This is a genomic window from Arthrobacter sp. 10T425, assembly GCF_056393985.1.
Genome location: NZ_JBFTGZ010000003.1, coordinates 274133 through 294005, shown reverse-complemented (window position 1 = coordinate 294005; position 19873 = coordinate 274133). Strand labels below are relative to the sequence as shown.

Genomic DNA, 19873 nt, shown 5'->3' with positions numbered 1-19873 from the left:
CCGGCCGGTGCCGCCTAGCGGTGGTTGAACTCCGGCTGCCGCTTCTCGGTGAAGGCGGCCATGCCTTCCTTCTGATCCTCGGTGGCGAACAGCGAGTGGAACACGCGCCGTTCAAACAGCACGCCTTGGGCAAGCCCGGTCTCAAACGCGGCGTTCACCGCTTCCTTGGCCACCATCGCCACCGGCTTGGATTTGGACGCAATCACCTCGGCGGCCTTCAGTGCCTCCTCGACGACGTCCGCGGCGGGGACCACCCGGGACACCAGGCCCGCGCGTTCGGCCTCCTCGGCGTCCATGAAGCGGCCGGTCAGGATCATGTCCATCGCCTTGGACTTGCCCACTGCGCGGGTCAGGCGCTGTGAGCCGCCCATGCCGGGGAGCACGCCAAGGTTGATTTCCGGCTGGCCGAACTTGGCGTTGTCCCCGGCGATGATGAAGTCGCACATCATCGCCAGCTCGCAGCCGCCGCCGAGCGCGAAGCCGGACACGGCTGCCACGACGGGGATGCGGAGCCGGGTGAAGTCCTCCCAGCCGCGGAACCAGTCCGCCGCGTACATGTCCATGTAGCCCTTGGACTGCATTTCCTTGATGTCCGCGCCGGCAGCAAAGGCCTTCGCCGAACCGGTCACCACCACGGCACCGACCCCCGGGTCCGCGTCCATCCCGGCGACTGCCTTCACCAGCTCGTCCATCGTGGCCTTGTTCAGGGCATTGAGGGCCTCGGGCCGGTTGAGCGTCACGAGGCCCACGCGGCCGCGGCGCTCCACCAGGATGTTTGCGTACTGTTCCGTCATGGGTGGTCCCCTTCGGTGGTGCTGGTCTGGTTCTGGTTCTGATGTTGCGCGTTGGCTTCGGTCCGGGACTAGTGCCCGGCCGTGCCTGCCTCGGATTTGCCTGCTTCCGACTTTTCCCGGATGTCGGTGATGATGCCCGAGAAGTCCCGGCCGGCACCGCCTTCCGCGGCAAACGTATCGTAAATTTCGGCCGCGAGCGGCCCGAGCCGGGCCGCGACGCCGGTGCTCTGCAACGCGTTGAGGGCCAGGTTGAGGTCCTTGGCCATGAGCGCCCCGGCGAAGCCAGGCTGGTAGTCCCGGTTGGCGGGGCTCGTCGGGACCGGACCGGGCACGGGGCAATTAGTGGTCAGCGCCCAGCACTGTCCCGAGGCGGCGGAAGCGACGTCGAACAGCGCCTGGTGGGTCAGGCCGAGCTTCTCGCCCAGCACAAAGGCCTCACTGACGGCGATCATCGAGACGCCCAGGATCATGTTGTTGCAGATCTTGGCCGCCTGGCCGGCACCGTGCGCGCCGCAGTGGACCACCCGCTTGCCCATGACTTCCAGCAGCGGATTGACGGCCTCGAAGTCCTCCGGGAGGGCACCGACCATGAATGTGAGCGTGCCGGCCTCGGCGCCCACCACACCTCCGGACACGGGGGCGTCGACGGCGCGGTGGCCGGCCGCGACCGCGAGTTCTGCGGCCTCGCGGGCCTCGTCCACGTTGATGGTGGAGCAATCCAGGAACATGGTGCCCGGGGCGGCGGCTTCGAGCAGGCCGGGCGTACCGCCCGTGCCGCGGTAGGCGTCAAGGAGGTGCTTGCCGCTGGGCAGCATGGTCAGCACGACGGCGGCGCCCGCCGCCGCCTCGACAGCCGTCCCGGCAGTGGGAATGCCGTGCTCCCGGGCGGCGTCCAGGGCCGCCGGCACGACGTCGAAGCCGGTCACCCGGTAGCCGGCCTTGACCAGGTTGACGGCCATGGGGCCGCCCATGTGGCCCAGGCCGAGGAAGGCGATGGTGCCGGTATCCGGGGCTCCTGCGTCAGACATGGTTCTTCTCCTTGTTGTTCTCCGCGTTGTTCTCTTTCGGAGAGAGTTTCAGTTCGCGCCCGCCCAGCGGGGCGAAGTAGGCCGCGACGTCCGTCCCGGTGACCTCGGCGAGGGTGGCGGGCTTCCAGCGGGGATTGCGGTCCTTGTCCACCACCTGGGCGCGGATGCCTTCGCGGAAGTCCGGGCCGTCAAGGAAGCGCAGGCCGACGCGGTACTCCTGCTCGAGCGCCTGCTCCAGGTTCAGGCCGCGGACCCGGCGCAGGGATTCCAGCGCCACCTTGACCGCCGTCGGCGACTTGGCCTCGATGGTGTCAGCGGCTGCGGCGGCTTCCCCGCCCGCCTCTCCACCGAAGGCCCGCAGCCGGCGCAGGATTTCCTCGGCGTCGTCGCTGGAGTAGCAGGCGTCGATCCATTCCTGCTGTGCGGCCAGGACTGAAGCCGGTGCCGGTTCGGCGAATCGGGCCACAGCGGCCTCCGCCGCCTCGGTTTCGAGCGCTGCCGCCAGGTCCGGCAAACGGTCGGAGGGCACGAAGCAGTCGGCGAGGCCCAGGAACAGTGCGTCCGCGCCGCTCAGGTGGGCTCCGGTCAGGGCCGCATGGGTGCCGGCCTCCCCCGGCGAGCCGGAGAGCAGCAAGGTGCCGCCGACGTCGGGAACAAACCCGATCGTCGTTTCGGGCATGCCCGTGCGGGTGCGTTCGGTGACGATCCGTACGGAGCCGTGGGCCGAGATCCCCACGCCGCCGCCCAACACCAGCCCGTCCATGAACGCGACGTACGGCTTGGGGTATTCGGAGATGAGCAGGTTCAGCCGGTACTCGACCGCCCAGAAGTCCGCGGTGGCGTCCCCGCCGTCGAGCATGTCCCGGTAGATGGCCACGATGTCACCGCCGGCGCAGAGGCCCCGGTCCCCGGCGCCACGGACCAGCACCGCGGCCACGGCGTCGTCGTCGGCCCAGAGCGTGAGCTGTTCGAGCATCGCGGCGGCCATGCCGGCCGTCAGGGCGTTGACGGCCGCGGGCCGGTTGAGGGTCACGACGCCGAGGCGGCCGCGCCGTTCAAACGTCACTTCCCCTGCTTCCCCGGCCAAGGGTTCGCCGGCCGCTGCTCCACTGTCCGCTACCCGGGCAGCGTCCGCCCCCATCAGCTGCCTTCCGGCATGATGAAGCTGGCGCCCTGGCGGATGCCGGACGGCCAGCGGCTGGTGACCGTCTTGGTCTTCGTGTAGAAGCGGAAGGCGTCGGCCCCGTGCTGGTTGAGGTCGCCGAATCCGGACGCCTTCCAGCCGCCAAAGGTGTAGTAAGCAATCGGCACGGGGATGGGGACGTTGATGCCCACCATGCCCACCTGGACCCGGCTGGCGAAGTCCCGGGCGGCGTCGCCGTCGCGGGTGAAGATGGCCACGCCGTTGCCGAACTCGTGTTCGCTGCAGAGCCGGAGGGCCTCGTCGTAGTCTTCGGCGCGGAGCACGCTGAGGACCGGGCCGAAGATTTCCTCCTTGTAGATCTTCATGTCCTTCGTGACGTTGTCGAACAGCGTGGGTCCGATCCAGAAGCCGCCGTCGTAGCCTTCCACCTTCAGGCCGCGGCCATCGGTCACCAGGCTCGCGCCTTCTTCGACGCCGGAGGCGATGTAGCCTTCGATCCGGTCCTTCGCGGACGCCGCCACCACCGGGCCGAAATCGGAGTCCTTGGCGAGGCTGTGGCCGACCTTGAGGCCGGCGATCCGCTCCTGCAGCTTCTCCACGAGGACGTCCGCGGTCTTCCGGCCTACCGGAACGGCCACCGAAATCGCCATGCAGCGCTCGCCCGCGGAGCCGAAGCCTGCCCCGATCAGGGCGTCCGCGGCCATGTCCAGGTCCGCGTCGGGCATGATCACCATGTGGTTCTTGGCGCCGCCGAAGCACTGCGCGCGCTTGCCGTTCGCCGCGGCGGTGGCGTAGATGTACTGGGCAATGGGCGTGGAGCCGACGAACCCGATGGCCTGGACCCGGGGATCCTCCAGCAGCGCGTCCACCGCTTCCTTGTCCCCGTTGACGACGTTGAAGACGCCATCGGGGAGGCCCGCTTCGGTGAAGAGCTCGGCCAGCCGCAGCGGCACGGAGGGATCCCGTTCGGAGGGCTTGAGGATAAAGGCGTTGCCGGCGGCGAGCGCCGGCCCGGACTTCCACAGCGGGATCATGGCCGGGAAGTTGAACGGCGTGATGCCGGCTACGACGCCGAGGGGCTGGCGCATCGAGTGCACGTCGACGCCGGTTCCGGCGTTGTCCGAGAACTCGCCCTTGAGCAGGTGCGGGGCGCCGGCGGCGAACTCGACCACTTCGATGCCGCGCTGGATGTCGCCCTTGGCGTCCGGGAAGGTCTTGCCGTGCTCGGAGGACAGCAGGGTGGCGAGTTCGTCCATGTGCTCGTTGACCAGGTCCACGAACCTGAGCAGGATCCGGCCGCGGCGCTGCGGATTCATCGCGGCCCATTCCACCTGCCCCTTTTCGGCGCTGGCGATCACGTTACGCACTTCCTCGGTGCTGGCCAGCGGCAGCCGGGCCTGGACCTCGCCGGTGCAGGGATCATAGACGTCGCTGAACCGGCCGGAGGTACCCTCAACCCGCTGCCCGTCAATGTAATGGGATAGTTCTCGAACCATGACCGAATGCTCCTTTGCATGTGACCTAGATCATCTCTGCAGCCGAATATACTCGGACTTCCTACTAATTTCCAGAGGACGGAGCCGGCCGGCGGCTTCGTCCGGGGGCCAAGTTCGGTAAGTTAGGGACTGTGAAGATTGCTACCTGGAATGTGAACTCGCTCCGTGCCCGCGCCGACCGTGTGGAGTCCTGGCTTCAGCGCACGGACTGCGACGTCCTGGCCATCCAGGAAACCAAATGCAAGGACGAGAACTTCCCCTGGGAGCTCTTCGAGAACATGGGCTACGAGGTGGCGCACTTCGGCCTGAGCCAGTGGAACGGCGTCGCGATCGCCTCCCGGGTGGGACTCGACGACGTCGAACGCACCTTCCTGGACCAGCCCGTGTTCGGCAAGAGCGGCAAGGACGCCGTGCAGGAGGCCCGCGCCATCGGCGCCACGTGCGGCGGCGTCCGGGTCTGGAGCCTCTATGTCCCGAACGGCCGCGCCCTCGACGATGAGCACATGCCCTACAAGCTCAACTGGCTGGACATCCTGAAAAACCACGCCGGCACCTGGGTCAAGGAGGACCCCGAGGCGCAGATTGCGCTGATGGGCGATTTCAATATCGCCCCCCTGGATGATGACGTCTGGGACATCGACTACTTCCGCTCCGGGGGCCTCACCCACGTCAGTGAGCCTGAGCGGGCCGCCTTCCATGCCTTCGAGGAGGCCGGCTTCCAGGATGTCGTCCGCCCGCACACCCCGGGGCCCGGCGTCTACACCTACTGGGATTACACGCAGCTCCGCTTCCCGAAAAAGGAGGGCATGCGGATCGACTTCATCCTCGCCTCCCCGGCCCTGGCGGCACGGGTCACCGGTGCGATGATCGACCGCGAGGAGCGCAAGGGCAAGGGCGCCTCGGACCATGCCCCGGTGATTGCGGAACTGGCGGACTAATGGCTGCCGGCCAGGGAAGCGTCGTGATCCAATGACGGGGAGCATCTACCACGGACAGTCCGGGCTGCCGTTCTCTTCCGCGCTCCGGATCTACGAGCCCCTCGAGGCGTTCCCCGAACAGCAACGGAAGACCTTGGAGGCCGCCGGCGCCGGCCAGGCGTCCCGCGCGGCTGTGGAGAACGCTGAGCTCCTGGCGTCCCTGGGCCGCATCACCCGGCCCGACGGGGATCCGTTTCCCACCGGCCGGACCGATCTGGTGCGCGTTGTCGCGGCCCCGGCCAGGCGGGCCCCGTCCGGCGCAGCGCACGACGCCGCCACGTCCGGGACTGCGGCCGCCCCGCAGCCCGACCGGTTGCTGTACTGCCCCAGCCAGCTGGTCCTCCGCGCCGGGCTGGCCGCCAATGCCCTGATGGAAGGCATCCACGGGCCCCTGGCCCAGCTGCTGATCCCGGAAGAACAGCGGGATAAACACCAGGAACGCATTGATGAGGTGCGCGCCCACGACGGCCTGAGCCGGGTCCACACCAGGGCGTCCACGTGGGGCATTCCGTTCAGCTGGTTCTGCCTTTTCCAGGAATCGGATCCCACCGACGTCGTCGAAGCCGACGGCCACATTGTGACGGTCCGCATCCGTGCCGGCATCAGCAACGCGCTGGAGCGGGTGAGCTATGCGGTGGCGCACCTGGCCCTCGCCGCGCCCGATCTCGACATGCTTGAGGACCTGACCCAGTTAACGGAATGGCTTGAGCTCTTCCACCCGGACTCGGCAGTGGAACTCGACTACGGCGGGGTGGCAGACAAGGTCTATCCGGATGATTCGCCGCTGGACGTACGCCTCGGCATCGAGTGCCTGGCGGAGGGGGACATGACCGGCGCCGCCGCGGCCTACCGCCGGCTGGCCTCGCGTTGGGTGCCGATCCGCCAGCTGGCCCGCGCGTCCTAGCGCGCCCCGAACTCCGCTAGCTGAGCCGCGCGGACTGGCGCAGCGGCGGCGCCGTCGTCGTCCGGATAATCAGCCGGTGCGGCGCCACAGCGGACTGCACGGAGCCGGAAATGCCGTCGAGCTCGTCCAGCAGCATTTTGGTGCCGAGTTCGGCCTGCTGGTCCGGGCGCTGCCCGACTGTGGTCAGGCCCATGGCCTCGGCGAAGTCGTGGTCGTCGATGCCGATGACCGAGAGGTCCTCCGGGACGCGCACACCGGCTTTGTTGGCCTCGAAGATGACGCCCATGGCCATCTCATCGGAGGCGCAGAAGATTGCTGTGGGCTTGGCACCGCCGGTGGCCCAGAGGCGGCGGAATGCCTCCTGACCGCTGCGGACGGTGAAGTCCCCCCAGAGGTCCCATTCGGCCCGGACGGGCAGCCGCGACTCGCCCATGATGTCGTGGAAAGCCTGGATCCGGACCCTGGGGACGTCGAAGTTGAGGTCGGTTTCGTCGTCGCCGTGCAGGAGCGCGATGTCCGTGTGGCCCAGCCCGATCAGGTGGCGCACTGCGGTGGCGGCCGCGGCGTAGTCGTCGATGCCGATGTAGGGGCACTCCTCGACGTGGCCTCCCACCACCACCAGCGGGATGTCGATTTTCTGGAGATGCTCGATTTCCTCGTGGGTGAGCGCCATGCAGAGGACCAGCAGGGCGTCGATCTGCTTGTAGACCATGGTCTTGCTGAAGAGCCGCTCACGGTGGCTGCCGTGGCCGCCGAGGTTGAAGAGGGAAAGGTTGTACTGCCGGGAGTGGAGTTCCCGGTCGGCTCCCTCGATGGCCTTGGAGAAGAACCAGCGGCTGACGAACGGGGCCAGGACGCCGATGGTTTTGGTCCGGCCCGTCGCCAGGCCGGACGCCGAGGACGACGCGACGTAGCCCAAGGATTCGGCGATGCCGAGGATCTTCTCGCGGGTTGCCGGGGAAACACGGGGCAGTCCCCGGACGGCACGGGATACGGTGGCCGTTGACACGCCCGCAGCGGCGGCGACATCCTCAATGCTGACGCCCGAGTGGCCTCCGCGCTGCGCCCGTTCCGTCCGTGCCACCTGTGCCCCCTAATTAACGGTCCGTGGAAGCCTGGCGGCTGCCCGCAGACGTGTTGCGTCCGCCTCCCCCCGGCGGCTGAATAATCCTGCCCGGCTGCTGCCCGGCTGCTGTCCCCCTGCTAGGAGTGCCGGCTGGCCGTCCGGCGCGGCAAACGCCGGCGCAGCCGGATCATCCCGTAGAGGGCCAGCAACATGGCGAGCAGACCCAGGGCCCAGAAGAGGGCTGGCTGGGCGGTCACTTCCATCCAGACAGTGACCACCAGCAGCACCACGGCCCAAAAGCCGAGGAACCCGATGATGATGTCGAAGTCCTCGCCGGAGCGCACCTTTCGACGCGTCGCCGGCACGTGACCCTGGTTCTGCTCGTCAGTCATCACGCCTCAGTCACTTAACCGCGCCGGCCGTGAGGCCCGCGACAATCTTACGCTGGAACACCAGCACCAGGATGACCAAGGGAATGGTCACAATAGTGCCCGCAGCCATGATGGCGGTGTACGGAATCTGGTTCGGCTGCGCACCGGCGAAGCTCGCAATGGCCACGGTGACCGGCTGCGTTGCGTCGGACGAAAGCTGGCTGGCGATCAGGAATTCATTCCACGATGAGATGAAGGCCAGGATGGCGGTTGTGAAGATGGCCGGTGCGGCCAGCGGCATGATGACCTTCCGGAAGGCCTGTCCCTGCGTGCAGCCGTCCACCCGGGCCGATTCCTCGAGCTCCCACGGCATCTCCCGGAAGAAGGAGGTCATGGTGTAGACCGTCAGCGGCAGCACGAACGAGATGTTCGGGATGATCAGGGCCTGGTAGGTGCCCATCCAGCCGATGTTCGTGAAGAGCTGGAACAGCGGGGTGATGAGGGCGACGCCGGGGAACATGGAAGCGCCCAGGATGAAGCCCAGCACAAGGTACTTGAACTTGAAGTTCAAGCGGGCCAGTGCGTAGGCGGCAAACACGCCGATCACCAGCGACACCAGGGTGACGACGGTGCCGATGAACAAGCTGTTCAGCAGTGCCTGGCCAAAGTGGTTGCCGAAGGACGTGTCGAACGCCGTCTTGAAGTTGTCCAGCGTGATGTGAGTCGGCAGGATCGAGGTGTCGTAGGTGTAGCCGACGTCCCGGAACGCCGTCACCACCATCCAGTAGGCCGGAGCCAGGCACCAGAAGAGGATCACGACCGCACTGATGTAGGTCCGGCTCTGGGCCCACTTCTCGCGGTTCTGCGCGGCCTTCCGCCCCCGGTCCTGCTCTGCGCGCAGCTCGGTTGCGGCGCTCGTCGCGGCGGTCATTTCTTCCCCTTACCTGCGCCGGTCTGCTGCTCCACCACGTTCGCTCCGAGGAAGCGCACGAAGATGAAAGCCACCAGAAAGATGATGATGAACGTGATGGTGGACAAAGCCGCCGCCGCGTTGAAGCCCTGCCTGATCTGGTTGATCACCAGGATGGAGAGCGTGGTGGTGTTGTTCGCTCCGCCGGTCAGGATGTACGGGAGGTCGAACATGCGCAGCGCGTCCAGGGTGCGGAACAGGATGGCCACCATGAGCGCCGGTTTCACCAGCGGCAGGGTGATCATCCGGAACCGCTGCCAGGCTGAGGCGCCGTCGACCTTGGCCGCCTCGTACACTTCCGCGGGAATCATCTGCAGGCCGGCAAGAATCAACAGCGCCATGAACGGCGTGGTCTTCCAGACGTCCGCGATGATCACGGCCCACCTGGCCGGCCATTCGCTGCCGGTCCATAGGACGGTGGTGTTGAAGAGCTTGTTGCCGATGCCTTCGAAGGCGAAGATGAACAGCCACAGCTTGGCCGTCACGGCGGTGGGGATGGCCCACGGCACCAGGACGGCTGCACGGACCAGGCTGCGGCCCTTGAAGGCCCGTGCCATGATGACGGCCATCCAGAAGCCGAGCACGGTCTCCAGTGCCACCGTCACGATGGTGAAGAAGAACGTGGTGCCGGTGGCGGACCAGAACTGCGCGCCGAGGGTTCCCGGCGGGCAGTCAACGGTTCCGCCGGACGGTGCCGGGCATTGCTGGAAAATCCAGTTGTAGTAGTTCGAGAAGCCGGCCGGGCCACCCTCAACGAAGAGACCCGTAGCGGGGTCCAGACCGGCATCCTTCTGGAATGACATCACAATGGCGGTGATGATCGGATACACGATCACTACCGACAATGCGAGGATGGTCGGCGCCAGCAGCCAAGCTGCCCAGCGCCCCTGCGTCGCGATGCGGTTGTCCTCCCCAACACCCTTGGGTGCGTGGTGGATCGGTGCCCCGCCCGACGCCGGTGCCTTGACCGACGTCGGGCCTACTTCAGTTGCCATGATGGACCTACTGTCCCGCGCTAGCGGACTCGATGGACTTCTGCATGTCGGACAGGGCCGCGTCTACAGTCTTCTCGCCCTTGATGGCCGAGTACGCGTTTTCCTGGATGGCCTTGGTGACGGCCGGGTAGAACGGGGTGACCGGGCGCGGCACGGCGTTCTCGATCGAGGTCTTCAGGACCGGCAGGTACGGCAGCTTGGCGACGAGCTCCTTGTCGTCGTAGAGCTTGCCGAGCACCGGTGCGAGCGAACCCTGCGTGGCGAAGAACTTCTGGGTCTCTTCGGTGGTGAGGAACTTCAGGAAGTCCACCGCGGTGGCCTTGTTCTTGGAGTAGACGCTGATCGCGGCGCTGTGGCCGCCGAGGGACGAGGCGCCCGGACCGGTCTTGCCGGGGAGTGCGGTCATGCCCAGGACGTCCTTGACCTTGGAGGAGCCTTCGGTGGTGGCCAGGTTGTAGACGTAGGGCCAGTTGCGCAGGAACAGCAGCTTGCCGTCCTGGAATGCCTGGCGGCTTTCCTCTTCCTGGAACGTGATGGCTTCCTTCGGGATCGAGCCGTCTGCGTAGGCCTTGGTCAGGTTGGCCATGCCGGCCTTTGCCTCCGCGGTGAGCAGGTTGGGCTTGCCGTTCTCGTCCAGCACGGCTCCGCCGGCGGAGTTGATTGCCTCGGAGGCGTTGACGGTCAGCCCCTCATACTTCTTGAACTGGCCGGAGTAGCAGCCGATGTTGTTGGTCTTGGCGATGGAGCACATGCTCATCATCTCGTCCCAGGTCTTCGGGGGCGTGGGGACCAGGTCCTTGCGGTAGTACAGGATGCCGCCGTCGGATGATTCCGGTGCCGCATACAGCGTGCCTTTGTAGGAAGCGGCATCAACGGTCGGCTTCAGCATGGCCGAGGTGTCCAGCGCCATCTTGTCCTTGAGCGGCTGCAGCCAGCCCTTGGCGGCGAATTCGGCGGTCCAGACGACGTCGACGCTCGCGACGTCGTAGCCGGGGTCCTTGGCCTGGAAGTGCTGGACGAGGTCGTCGTGCTGCTGGTCGGCCTGGTCGGTCTGCTCCTTGAAGGTGACCTTTTCGTTCGGGTGGGCGGCGTTCCACTTGTCGATCAGCGGGCGGACCACGTTGCTGTTGTCCTTGCCCTGAACGTAAGTAATGGGGCCGCGCCCGTCCAGGCCCTGCGAGGCGGCGTCGCTGCCGCTGGTAGTGCCGCCACCTCCGCCGCCACACGCCGAAAGGGTGATAGCCAAAATGCCTGCCGTGGCGACGGGAAGTAGGAAATTGCGGGTTTTCATACTGGAGTGCTCCTCGCTGAGTACCGGTGAAAAACGGCCGTACTGATGGTGTGCCGACCATCACAGTAATCAACAGGCAGTCCGGAATGCAAGCGTTTACATGAAACCTTTATGCAAAGGAGATTCCGTGGCCCGCCGGCCGGCCACCTCAGCGGACCCGCTCGGAACGGCCGAACCGCGACCGCGCGCCGGATCCGATGTGGATCAGCACCGGGGTGCGTTTGCCGATCACCGCGTCGAGCGCCTCCACCAGGGCGGAAACTTCGGCGGCGAGCCGGTGCGGGGCGACGCCCTGGCGCGGTTCCACCCGGATCTTGAGGGCCGGCTCACCGCTGATTTTGTAGGCCGCTACCGTGACGCCGGCCAGGTCGGGCCGGTCCGCCAGCGCCGCGCGGAGCGTCTGCTCCGCCACGCCGCCGCTGATTCCGACGTTGCCGGGCACCTCACCCGGGTCCTCCTCTGCCACGAGCAGGCTGGTCCGGCCCGTACCCTGTTGGGCAATCCAGGCGATCATCAGGCCAATCACCACCAGCAGCGCCACGCAGATGGCAAGCCACAGCCAGCTCCCCTGGCGGCGGGGGAATTGCGTCCGTTCGAACAAATCGAGCCAGAAGCTCAGGACGCCGCCGGCCCACTCATGCCACCACACGCCCACGGCCGGGACGCTTGCAAGCAGTATCAGGAGGACGCCGATGGCGAGGAGCAGGATGCCAAGGATGCCAATCAGTACGCGGTTCAGCGCCCGGGGGGTGTTGTTCATGCCCCCACCACCCCGGCTGTGGATACCTGGATCCGCACTTCCGGCATCGGCCAGGGGCCCATTTCCTCCACTTCCCGGCGCACAGCCTCCAGGACGGCGTCCGGGCGCAGCGGCACACCGGAGGTCGGCCGGACGTTGACCGTGATCCGATTCCGCGACACGACCACCATCACCTGTTCCTTGGCCACGTTGGCGGCCAGCCGGGCCCGGCGCGCCAGGGCAGCGGCGATCACCTCATCGTCCACCACGACGGCGGCCCGGCGGTCCGGGAGCAGGTGGCGTGCCCGCCGGCCGGGCAGCACGGCATTGAGGAAGAAGAACAATCCGGCCATCGCGATCACAGCGCCCGTGACACCGAGCAGAAGCGGCGGGATTCCCGCCGGGAGCGCGACTACCCGCTCGGCCGCGGTCTGCGGATCCACGAGCCACGGCGGCTGCCCGATCGCACGGACCCCGGTCTCAAGCAGCGCATAGCCGAACACGACCATGACCAGGCCGGCCGCGATCACGGACACAACAGCGCGCGATGTGTGCGTCTCCCGTTTCACTATCCGGCCCATGCCCGCGGCGCCGGAACCCAACGGCGCGCTCCCCTGCACCGCATCGGCGTCATGCCCGGCGGAGTCGATCCCGGCGTTCTGGGTGTCCTGGCTCAATGTACCCGGCCTCCCCCGCGCACGGCGGCCCCGCTGATGCGGATGTCCACCCGGCTCAGCTGCGCTCCGGTCAGTTCCGTCACGCGGCGCAGAATCTCGGCCTTGGCGGCGACGGCACGCTCCCAGATGGAACCGCCGAATCCGGCGACGCGGCCGGGGTCACGGACCACAGCGGTGAGATTCGGGACCGCGACGGGCATGACCAGCGACAGGGCGAGCAGCCCGTCATCGTCCGACCAGTCGGCGCGGACGTCGTGCGCCGGGACACCGAGGGCTTCCCCCGCGGCCGCCCGGGCCACGCTCGTCAGGGCCTGGGTGCTGATGCGGTTGTGCCCGGCCACCGCGGCGCCGGGGATCGGCGCTTCTGCCGTGATGCTCATGAGGAGGAACGCCGGCCCGTGAGGGCGTCAAACACGCTGCGCAGGTCCAGCTTCCCCTCTGCGGCCCGGCCCAGGAGGGCGCCAATGGCCATGAAGAACAGGGAGCCGAGGAAGCCCCAGACACCGAACTGGAAGGACATGAAGGCCACGAAGGCGCCCATGGCGATTCCCACTACCGTCAGACTCATTGGATTGCCTCCCTGGCTGGCCGGGCCTCGGCGGACGCGGCCGGTTTGGCCGGGCCGGGCACATAAACGTCGTTGATCTCGATATTGACCTCGATCACTTCGAGACCCACCAGTTCCCCGACGGCGGCGTAGACGACGGCGCGGACCTGGTCCGCGAGGGTCTGCAGGGGGGTGCCGTACACCGCAACAAGATCGATGTCCACGGCGACCTGCGTTTCGCCGACTTCCACGCGGACGCCCGCTGCGTGATCAGCGTTGCCGACGGCGTCGCGGATGGCCCCGAGGGCGCGTGAGGGTCCTGATCCCAACGAATAGACGCCGGGCACCGATCGGGCGGCGATGCCCGCTACCTTGGCGACGGCGGTTTCCGCTATGACCGTGCGGCCGGTGCCGGCCGGCGCGGACAGACCGTCCATAGGACTGACCAGGGCGTCGGGACCGGGCTGACCGGCTGCGAGGCCGGCAACGTGTTGACCGGCCGCGGGACCGGCGACGGGTTGAGAATTCTGGTATTCCATAACGCACTCCCCCTTCTCTTTGACACAACCCTAGTCCCTGCCTCGGGGCGCGTGGGGGAATCTTGCGGCGCCCGTTCCCACAGTCCATGCAGGTGGGGGCGGGAACGGGCGGCCTGCATTGGGGACAAGGCCAGCCGTCTGTCGGCTGCGGGATGTCAGCCGGGGGCCGACGCGGGCGTTGGCCTGGCCGAACCCCCTACTTGCAGTTGGTGGCGATCCAGGTCGTGACCGGCGCCATGGCGGCCTGGAGCTTTCCGCTGGAGAAGACCGTCTGGTCGGTGACGCCGGCAACGGCCACCTCCTTGAGGTTGGCGAAGTCGGCCTTGAGGCTGTCCGGGACGCGTTCGGCCGTCGCGGCCAGCTCCTTTTTGAACTGTTCCAGTTCCGCCGTCTTGCCTTGGGCGGCCGACAGCGGAAGGAGCGTGGCGCCGGTTGCCTGCTCCGAGATCTTGGAGCACGCCTCGGCGGCGCTGGTGAAGCCGCCGAACGGTCCCGAGGTCCCGCTGGGGCTCGGCGTGGCGGACGCGGAAGCGGTGGACTCGCCCCCGGCGGACGTGCCCGCGGCGGACGAAGGCGCGCTGCCGGCTTGCGGGGCCGAACACCCGGTAAGCGCCAGGGCTGCGAGGAGGGCGGTTGCGGCGAGAGGACGGGCAATATTCTTCGAAGTCACGGTGCAGAATCACTTTTCGGTTGAGATTACGCCGCCTGCCCGGACCGGGCTGCCGGCGGCCTTGGTGTTCTTTCCCCAGCGTGCGAGTCTAGCCCGGCCGGCTGGACGGCCCCCAAACGGTCGCCGCCGTCGGCCGCCGCCCGCCTCCCCCGTCGATAAAGCGGAGCACCAGATGGGTGTTAAAGAAGAAAAGCACCAGTTCTCAAAGAACTGATGCTTCCCAGTGGTGGCTCCGACCGGCGTCGATCCGGTGACCTTTCGATTTTCAGTCGAACGCTCTACCAACTGAGCTACAGAGCCTAGGTGACATGTCACCTTGAAGGCCGGAATTTCTTCCGGCAATCAGAGCGACCCTGACGGGACTTGAACCCGCGACCTCCGCCGTGACAGGGCGGCGCGCTAACCAACTGCGCTACAGGGCCTTGCTTATTTACTGCTTGTTCTTGCTGCCTGCGATATCGCTACCGCAGATTTTCAAGGCCTTTAGCCTACCAGACTTTTTCACCCGGTTTGACCAGTTCCTTGCGTACCCCCAACGGGATTCGAACCCGTGCCGCCGCCGTGAAAGGGCGGTGTCCTAGGCCGCTAGACGATGGGGGCCAGGATGCCATCCGTCGGAACATATCAGGGCAAAAATTAAGGGCCGAAGCCTGTCGTTTTTGTCCTTTCGGGTTCCTCCGAACTGGACTATAAAACTATAAGGGCAGACCCCCGGATTATCCAAAATCGGCCCTTCCCGCCGATACAAAGCCGGGCCAAGATGGGGGCGGGACCGGGCAGAGTGGGTGCAAGATGTACTGATGGATGCCGTTGATGCCCTCAATGAGATTGCGTTCTGGCTCGAACGCGGGCTCGCCCCCACCTTCAAGATCCAGGCGTTCCGCAAGGCAGCCGGGATTATCGGCGCCCTGGACCCGGAGGAGGTCGCAGCGCGGGCACGCAACGGCAGGCTCAAGAGCATGAAGGGGATCGGCGACAGAACGTTCGAGGTCATCCGGCAGGCGGTCGACGGCGGCGTGCCCGACTATCTTGAGGATCTGCGCCAACGCGGGCAGCAACCCCTCGCGACCGGCGGCGCCGAACTGCGCTCGGCCCTCCGCGGGGACCTGCACAGCCACAGCGACTGGTCCGACGGCGGGTCCCCGATCGGATTGATGGCTGACGCCGCCCGGACGCTGGGCCGGGATTACCTCGCCCTGACGGACCACTCCCCCAACCTCAAGATTGCCAACGGCCTGAGCGCCGAACGCCTTCGGGAACAGCTGGACATTGTTGCGGACATCAACGCGGACGGCGGGGACTTCCGCCTCCTGGCCGGGATCGAGGTGGACATCCTGGAGGACGGCACCCTGGACCAGTCCCCGGAGATGCTGGACCGGCTGGACATCGTGGTGGCGAGCGTCCATTCGAAGCTCCGCTCCGACCGGCGCACCATGACCGAGCGGATGCTGGGCGCCATCAATGATCCGCACACGAACGTCCTCGGCCACTGCACCGGCCGGCTGCTGCAGGGGTCGAGGGGAACCCGCCCGCAGTCCGAGTTCGACTCCGCGCGCGTGTTCGCGGCGTGCGCCGGCAATAATGTGGCCGTCGAAATCAATTCCCGCCCCGAACGGCAGGATCCGCCGGACGAACTGATCCGGCTGGCCCTCGACGCCGGCTGTCTGTTCAGCATCGACAGCGACGCCCATGCGCCGGGCCAGCTGGATTTCCTGCAGTACGGCGCCGAGCGCGCGGCCTCGAACGGGGTACCCGCCGAGCGGATCGTCACCACCTGGCCGCTGGACCGGCTGCTGGAGTGGGCCGGAAGCGGCAAATAGCGGCCGGACAGCTGCCCTGGGCCAGGCCCCAGTGCTACCCAGGCCCAGGGCTACCCCAGCCGCCCAATGCCCTGCTGCCCGCCGATGCCTAGGGCCGGGACGGCTCCGGCGCTACGGGCCGCCACGGCGTGGGCCTGGGCAGCCAGCGCGGGACATTGCTGCGGTACTGCTCGTACGCCGCACCGAACTTCCGGGCCAGTGTGGGCTCCTCGTACTGCCGGACGAAACCCACCACCGGGATGGCGCCGATGCCCAGAGCCAGGAAGAGCTTCGGCTGGCCCAGCAGGAGCCCCTGCCCCGCGACGGCCGCGGCAATGGACACGTACATCGGATTCCGCACGTACCGGTAAAGGCCGCCAACCACCAGTTGCCTGGGCGGGGCAAATGGCGCGGGGGTCCCGATGCCCTCGACGGCGAAATGCACAAAGGAGTTCGCGATGACGGCAGCGCCCGCACCGATCATCATGGCGCCCGCGATCTGCGCGGGCACCCCGCCGGGGACCGGGGACTCCACTTTCCAGCGGGTCAGCAGCCACGGCACCACGCCGGCGGCGGTTGCGGGGGCGACCGCGAAGACGGCTGTGCCGATTGCTGCACGCCGTCGTTCGCTGGCCGAAGCTGGGGATGCTGTCATACCAGCAATCGTGACCCCGCCATGTTGAACGGACAAGGGCCCACCGGCCCAACCCCGGGGACGGAGGGATCAGCCTGAGCTTTCCCGACACTTTGCGTGGGCGCGCGATGGGCGGCGCGCGGCGGGGCGGAGCGGCGGGCGGGCGCGTGTCAGGCCAGCAGCAGCACGGCAAGGGTGACCATCACGACGGCGATTCCGGCGTCGAGCACGCGCCAGGCCGTCCGGCGCCGGAACAGGGATGTCAGGAACCGCGCCCCCGCGCCGAGGGCGGTGAACCAGGCAATGCTTCCCAGGCCGGCCCCGGCGGCGAACCACCAGCGCCCGGCTTCGCCCTGGGCGGCAGCGAGGGACCCGAGCAGCAGCACCGTGTCCAGGTAGACGTGCGGGTTCAGCCAGGTGAAGGCCAGGCAGGTGCCAAGGACGGCGGCCCGGCCGGCGGCGGGCTTGTTGCCGGGATTCTCCATCTGCTCCCCGCGGACCGCACGCCGGGCCGCGAGCGCCCCGTAGGCAAGGAGGAACGCGGCCCCGGCCCACCGGATCACGACGAGGGCAGCGGGCGCCCGGTCCAGGAGGATGCCGATGCCCGCGACGCCCAGCAGGATCAGCACGAGGTCCGAGACCGCGCAGACTGCCACCACCATGACGACGTGCGAGCGCTGGATGCCCTGCCGGAGGACAAAAGCGTTCTGCGCGCCGATGGCAACGATGAGGGACAGGCCGGCGGATAGACCGGAAAACAGGGGAAGGATCACCACTCCACGGTAGGCGCCCGCCGAAGATGAAACCAGTTAAAGATTCTGCTGATACGTAAGATGGGCTAATGATGGAGATCACCCCCGAACAGGCCCGGACGCTGGCCGCGATTCTGACGCACGGGAGCTTCGACGCCGCGGCCGCGCACCTGTCCGTGACGCCCTCGGCGATCAGCCAGCGGGTCCGGGCCCTCGAGACCGCCGTCGGCCGGCCCGTCCTGACCCGGGCGCGGCCGCCCGGACTCACGGAGTCCGGCGAGGCCGTGGTGCGCTTCGCCCGGCAGCTGGAAATGCTCTCCGCGGACCTGGCCGAGGAACTGCAGCCGGAGCACCCCCGCGGAGGGACGCGCCTGACGCTGGTGATCAACAGCGATTCCTTGCACACCTGGGCGTTGGCCGGCCTCGCGGCGGCCAGTGACAACGTCCAGCTCGAGATCCTGCGAGAAGACCAGGAGCACTCGTTGGACCTGCTGCGCGCCGGAGCCGCCGCTGCCGCCATCACGGAAACAGCCCAGCCCATGCCCGGCTGCTCATCGAGCAAGCTGGGCACCATGCGCTATTTGCCGGTGTGCGCTCCGGACTTCGCCCGCCGCTGGTTTGGGGCGGGTGCGACCGGCGCGACCCTCGCCGCCGCTCCCGTTGTGGTCTTCGACCGCAAGGACGACCTGCAGGACCGCTGGCTGCGCCGGGTCAGCCGGGCCTCCCTGCAGCCGCCGCGCCACTATGTCCCGGCCGCCCAGGAGTTTGGCGGTGCCATCCGCTGGGGCATGGGCTGGGGCATGATGCCCGAGATCGAAATCGGCGAGGACCTGCTGGCCGGCAGGCTCGAGGCCCTCGCCCCGCGAGCGCACGTGGACGTTGCCCTCTACTGGCAGCAGTGGCGGCGCGGCTCGGCGGCGCTGAACGACGTCGCGGCCGCTGTCCGGACGGCGGCGCGCGTCCTGCGCTGAGGCCATTCGGGATGTTGGCAGGATCTCGACTAGACGTGACCGATTCCCGCCAGCCGGGAGGAGCCGGGAACGGCTACATTGGCAGCATGGCAACAACCGCCGCATCCGGCCCCACTCCGTCCGCAGGCCCCCACGAAGGGTCTCCGCACGCTGCCCCCGCACCCGCCCCACAACCCGCGCCGCCCCCTCCCGGGCAGCCGGCCACGATCAGCAGGCTCGGCATCGCCGCCGTCGTCGTCACCGTGGTCCTGTGGGCCTCCGCCTTCGTGGGCATCCGCGCCGTGGGCCCGAGCTTCTCCCCTGGCTCCCTGACGCTCGGCCGGCTGGCCGTTGCCGCCGTCGTGCTGGGCCTGCTGGTGGTGCCCAAGCTCAGGGGCCTGCCCCGGGGCCGCGAGTGGTGGCCCATCCTGGCCTATGGCGTCATGTGGTTCGGAGGCTACAACGTGGCCCTGAACGCCGCCGAACACATGCTCGACGCGGGCACGGCCGCCCTTCTGATTAACGTCAACCCCATCCTGGTGGCCGTCATGGCCGGTGTGATCCTGAAGGAAGGGTTCCCGCGCTGGCTCATCATCGGCAGCCTCATCGCGTTCGGCGGCGTGGCCGTGATTGCGCTTGGTTCCGGCCAGCGGTCGACGGCGGACGTGGCCGGCGTCCTGCTCTGCCTGCTTGCGGCCGCGCTGGCCGCCGTGAGCGTAATCGTCCAAAAACCGGTGCTCCGCAAGTTCCCGGCCGCCCAGGCCACCTGGTTCGGCATCATGGTGGGCGCCCTGTGCTGCCTGCCCTTCAGCGGCCAGTTGGTCACCGAGTTGCAGGCCGCTCCCCTGCCGGCCACCCTCGGCCTGGTTTACCTGGGCATCTTCCCCACTGCGATCGCATTCACCACCTGGGCCTATGCGCTCTCGATGATTGATGCGGGACGCCTCGCGGCCACCACCTACCTGGTCCCGGGCACCACAATCCTGATCTCCTGGCTGGTCCTGGGCGAGATTCCGACCATCTGGGGCCTGGTGGGCGGCGCGATCTGCCTTGTGGGCGTGGGGCTGACCCGGCGCCGGTCCCGCTAGGGTTTGCCTATGCCCTCCTCCCTCCCGCCCGGCCTGCCGATCGTTCCGAACGGCGGGGACGGTGGTGACAGCCCCTTCCCGATGTCCGAGGCCGATTTCGAGGCCGCCGTGAGTGATGCCCTCGGCCGGATCCCGCCGGATCTGGCAAAGACCATGAGCAATGTCGCGATCTTCATCGAGGACGACTACACCCCGCAGCCCGGCGAGGATCCGGACACCGTGCTGCTGGGGCTCTATGAGGGGGTGCCCCTGACCGAGCGGGACTCCTGGTGGGACGCCGGCTCGCTGCCGGACCGGATCACCATCTTCCGCCAACCCATCCTGGACATCTGCACCTCCCGGGAGGACGTGATCGAGGAAGTCACCGTCACCGTGGTGCACGAGATCGCCCACCACTTCGGCATCAGCGACGAGCGCCTGCACGAGCTCGGCTGGGGATAGC

At 67.8% G+C, this 19873-nt stretch carries 23 protein-coding genes and 3 tRNA genes; 6 read left to right on the top strand and 20 right to left on the bottom strand.

The features are described 5' to 3' along the window. Positions 1–14: 14 nt before the first annotated feature. The 4 genes from AC1DDH_RS05650 to AC1DDH_RS05635 all read right to left on the bottom strand — a co-directional run bounded on the left by AC1DDH_RS05650 (position 15) and on the right by AC1DDH_RS05635 (position 4462). Entirely contained in the window at positions 15–794 is a 780-nt protein-coding gene (locus AC1DDH_RS05650; RefSeq protein ID WP_223914579.1) for an enoyl-CoA hydratase, read from the bottom strand. Positions 795–862: 68 nt separating this feature from the next. Further along, entirely contained in the window at positions 863–1822 is a 960-nt protein-coding gene (mmsB, locus tag AC1DDH_RS05645; RefSeq protein WP_476886695.1) for a 3-hydroxyisobutyrate dehydrogenase, read from the bottom strand. After that, on the bottom strand, positions 1815–2963 hold the full coding sequence (locus AC1DDH_RS05640) for an enoyl-CoA hydratase/isomerase family protein (protein ID WP_476955003.1): 1149 nt from the start codon (positions 2961–2963) through the stop codon (positions 1815–1817). Before AC1DDH_RS05640 ends, mmsB begins: the two co-directional genes overlap by 8 nt. Next, positions 2963–4462 (bottom strand): CoA-acylating methylmalonate-semialdehyde dehydrogenase, encoded by a 1500-nt coding sequence (locus AC1DDH_RS05635; RefSeq protein ID WP_476955002.1) that lies wholly within the window; start codon positions 4460–4462, stop codon positions 2963–2965. The genes AC1DDH_RS05640 and AC1DDH_RS05635 overlap by 1 nt, the downstream gene beginning before the upstream one ends. A gap of 131 nt (positions 4463–4593) precedes the next feature. On the opposite strand from AC1DDH_RS05635, the gene AC1DDH_RS05630 reads away from it, so the two are divergent. Next, a complete protein-coding gene (locus AC1DDH_RS05630; protein ID WP_476859440.1) occupies positions 4594–5400 on the top strand; it encodes an exodeoxyribonuclease III in 807 nt (268 codons plus the stop codon). Positions 5401–5431: 31 nt separating this feature from the next. After that, entirely contained in the window at positions 5432–6343 is a 912-nt protein-coding gene (locus AC1DDH_RS05625) for a DUF8083 family protein (protein ID WP_476851804.1), read from the top strand. Positions 6344–6359: 16 nt separating this feature from the next. On the opposite strand, the gene AC1DDH_RS05620 is transcribed toward AC1DDH_RS05625, so the two are convergent. The 14 genes from AC1DDH_RS05620 to AC1DDH_RS05555 all read right to left on the bottom strand — a co-directional run bounded on the left by AC1DDH_RS05620 (position 6360) and on the right by AC1DDH_RS05555 (position 14808). Further along, positions 6360–7427: a LacI family DNA-binding transcriptional regulator gene (locus tag AC1DDH_RS05620; protein WP_476851805.1), complete on the bottom strand. Its 1068-nt coding sequence runs from the start codon at positions 7425–7427 to the stop codon at positions 6360–6362. Between the two features lie 119 nt (positions 7428–7546). Then, entirely contained in the window at positions 7547–7801 is a 255-nt protein-coding gene (locus AC1DDH_RS05615) for a hypothetical protein (protein WP_079552393.1), read from the bottom strand. A gap of 10 nt (positions 7802–7811) precedes the next feature. Further along, positions 7812–8711 carry a carbohydrate ABC transporter permease gene (locus AC1DDH_RS05610; RefSeq protein ID WP_223914586.1) on the bottom strand — a complete coding sequence of 300 codons (900 nt, stop codon included), beginning with the start codon at positions 8709–8711 and terminating at the stop codon, positions 7812–7814. Next, the gene (locus AC1DDH_RS05605) at positions 8708–9745 is read right to left on the bottom strand and encodes a carbohydrate ABC transporter permease (RefSeq protein WP_026266860.1); all 1038 of its coding nucleotides are present in this window, start codon (positions 9743–9745) and stop codon (positions 8708–8710) included. Before AC1DDH_RS05605 ends, AC1DDH_RS05610 begins: the two co-directional genes overlap by 4 nt. Before the next feature lie 7 nt (positions 9746–9752). Continuing rightward, on the bottom strand, positions 9753–11036 hold the full coding sequence (locus AC1DDH_RS05600; RefSeq protein ID WP_028277787.1) for an ABC transporter substrate-binding protein: 1284 nt from the start codon (positions 11034–11036) through the stop codon (positions 9753–9755). A gap of 148 nt (positions 11037–11184) precedes the next feature. Then, complete coding sequence (locus AC1DDH_RS05595; protein WP_476859443.1) at positions 11185–11796, bottom strand: hypothetical protein; 612 nt, start codon at positions 11794–11796, stop codon at positions 11185–11187. Beyond that, positions 11793–12452, bottom strand: coding sequence for a hypothetical protein (locus tag AC1DDH_RS05590; protein WP_476955001.1), 660 nt, complete (start codon positions 12450–12452; stop codon positions 11793–11795). The genes AC1DDH_RS05595 and AC1DDH_RS05590 overlap by 4 nt, the downstream gene beginning before the upstream one ends. Next, complete coding sequence (locus tag AC1DDH_RS05585) at positions 12449–12832, bottom strand: hypothetical protein (protein WP_476851809.1); 384 nt, start codon at positions 12830–12832, stop codon at positions 12449–12451. The genes AC1DDH_RS05590 and AC1DDH_RS05585 overlap by 4 nt, the downstream gene beginning before the upstream one ends. Next, positions 12829–13020: a hypothetical protein gene (locus tag AC1DDH_RS05580; RefSeq protein WP_223914590.1), complete on the bottom strand. Its 192-nt coding sequence runs from the start codon at positions 13018–13020 to the stop codon at positions 12829–12831. The genes AC1DDH_RS05585 and AC1DDH_RS05580 overlap by 4 nt, the downstream gene beginning before the upstream one ends. Continuing rightward, positions 13017–13538, bottom strand: coding sequence for an Asp23/Gls24 family envelope stress response protein (locus AC1DDH_RS05575; RefSeq protein WP_476859445.1), 522 nt, complete (start codon positions 13536–13538; stop codon positions 13017–13019). Before AC1DDH_RS05575 ends, AC1DDH_RS05580 begins: the two co-directional genes overlap by 4 nt. A gap of 196 nt (positions 13539–13734) precedes the next feature. Next, positions 13735–14208: a hypothetical protein gene (locus AC1DDH_RS05570; RefSeq protein ID WP_476859446.1), complete on the bottom strand. Its 474-nt coding sequence runs from the start codon at positions 14206–14208 to the stop codon at positions 13735–13737. A 224-nt stretch (positions 14209–14432) separates the two neighbouring features. Further along, a tRNA-Phe gene (locus AC1DDH_RS05565) sits at positions 14433–14508 on the bottom strand. A gap of 48 nt (positions 14509–14556) precedes the next feature. Next, positions 14557–14630: transfer RNA gene (locus tag AC1DDH_RS05560), tRNA-Asp, on the bottom strand. Between the two features lie 105 nt (positions 14631–14735). Continuing rightward, positions 14736–14808 (bottom strand) — tRNA-Glu (locus AC1DDH_RS05555). A 200-nt stretch (positions 14809–15008) separates the two neighbouring features. On the opposite strand from AC1DDH_RS05555, the gene AC1DDH_RS05550 reads away from it, so the two are divergent. Further along, a complete protein-coding gene (locus tag AC1DDH_RS05550; RefSeq protein ID WP_476932044.1) occupies positions 15009–16028 on the top strand; it encodes a PHP domain-containing protein in 1020 nt (339 codons plus the stop codon). A gap of 88 nt (positions 16029–16116) precedes the next feature. On the opposite strand, the gene AC1DDH_RS05545 is transcribed toward AC1DDH_RS05550, so the two are convergent. Continuing rightward, complete coding sequence (locus tag AC1DDH_RS05545; protein ID WP_476955000.1) at positions 16117–16662, bottom strand: methyltransferase family protein; 546 nt, start codon at positions 16660–16662, stop codon at positions 16117–16119. A 149-nt stretch (positions 16663–16811) separates the two neighbouring features. After that, positions 16812–17414 carry a LysE/ArgO family amino acid transporter gene (locus tag AC1DDH_RS05540; RefSeq protein ID WP_476870147.1) on the bottom strand — a complete coding sequence of 201 codons (603 nt, stop codon included), beginning with the start codon at positions 17412–17414 and terminating at the stop codon, positions 16812–16814. Between the two features lie 68 nt (positions 17415–17482). Here AC1DDH_RS05540 and AC1DDH_RS05535 point away from each other — a divergent pair, with 68 nt between their 5' ends. The 3 genes from AC1DDH_RS05535 (at position 17483) to AC1DDH_RS05525 (ending at position 19872) form a co-directional block, all read left to right on the top strand. After that, positions 17483–18364, top strand: coding sequence for an ArgP/LysG family DNA-binding transcriptional regulator (locus tag AC1DDH_RS05535; RefSeq protein ID WP_476954999.1), 882 nt, complete (start codon positions 17483–17485; stop codon positions 18362–18364). 86 nt (positions 18365–18450) lie between these two features. Next, positions 18451–19431, top strand: coding sequence for a DMT family transporter (locus tag AC1DDH_RS05530; RefSeq protein ID WP_223914598.1), 981 nt, complete (start codon positions 18451–18453; stop codon positions 19429–19431). Positions 19432–19440: 9 nt separating this feature from the next. After that, complete coding sequence (locus AC1DDH_RS05525; protein ID WP_476859451.1) at positions 19441–19872, top strand: metallopeptidase family protein; 432 nt, start codon at positions 19441–19443, stop codon at positions 19870–19872. Position 19873 lies beyond the last annotated feature (1 nt).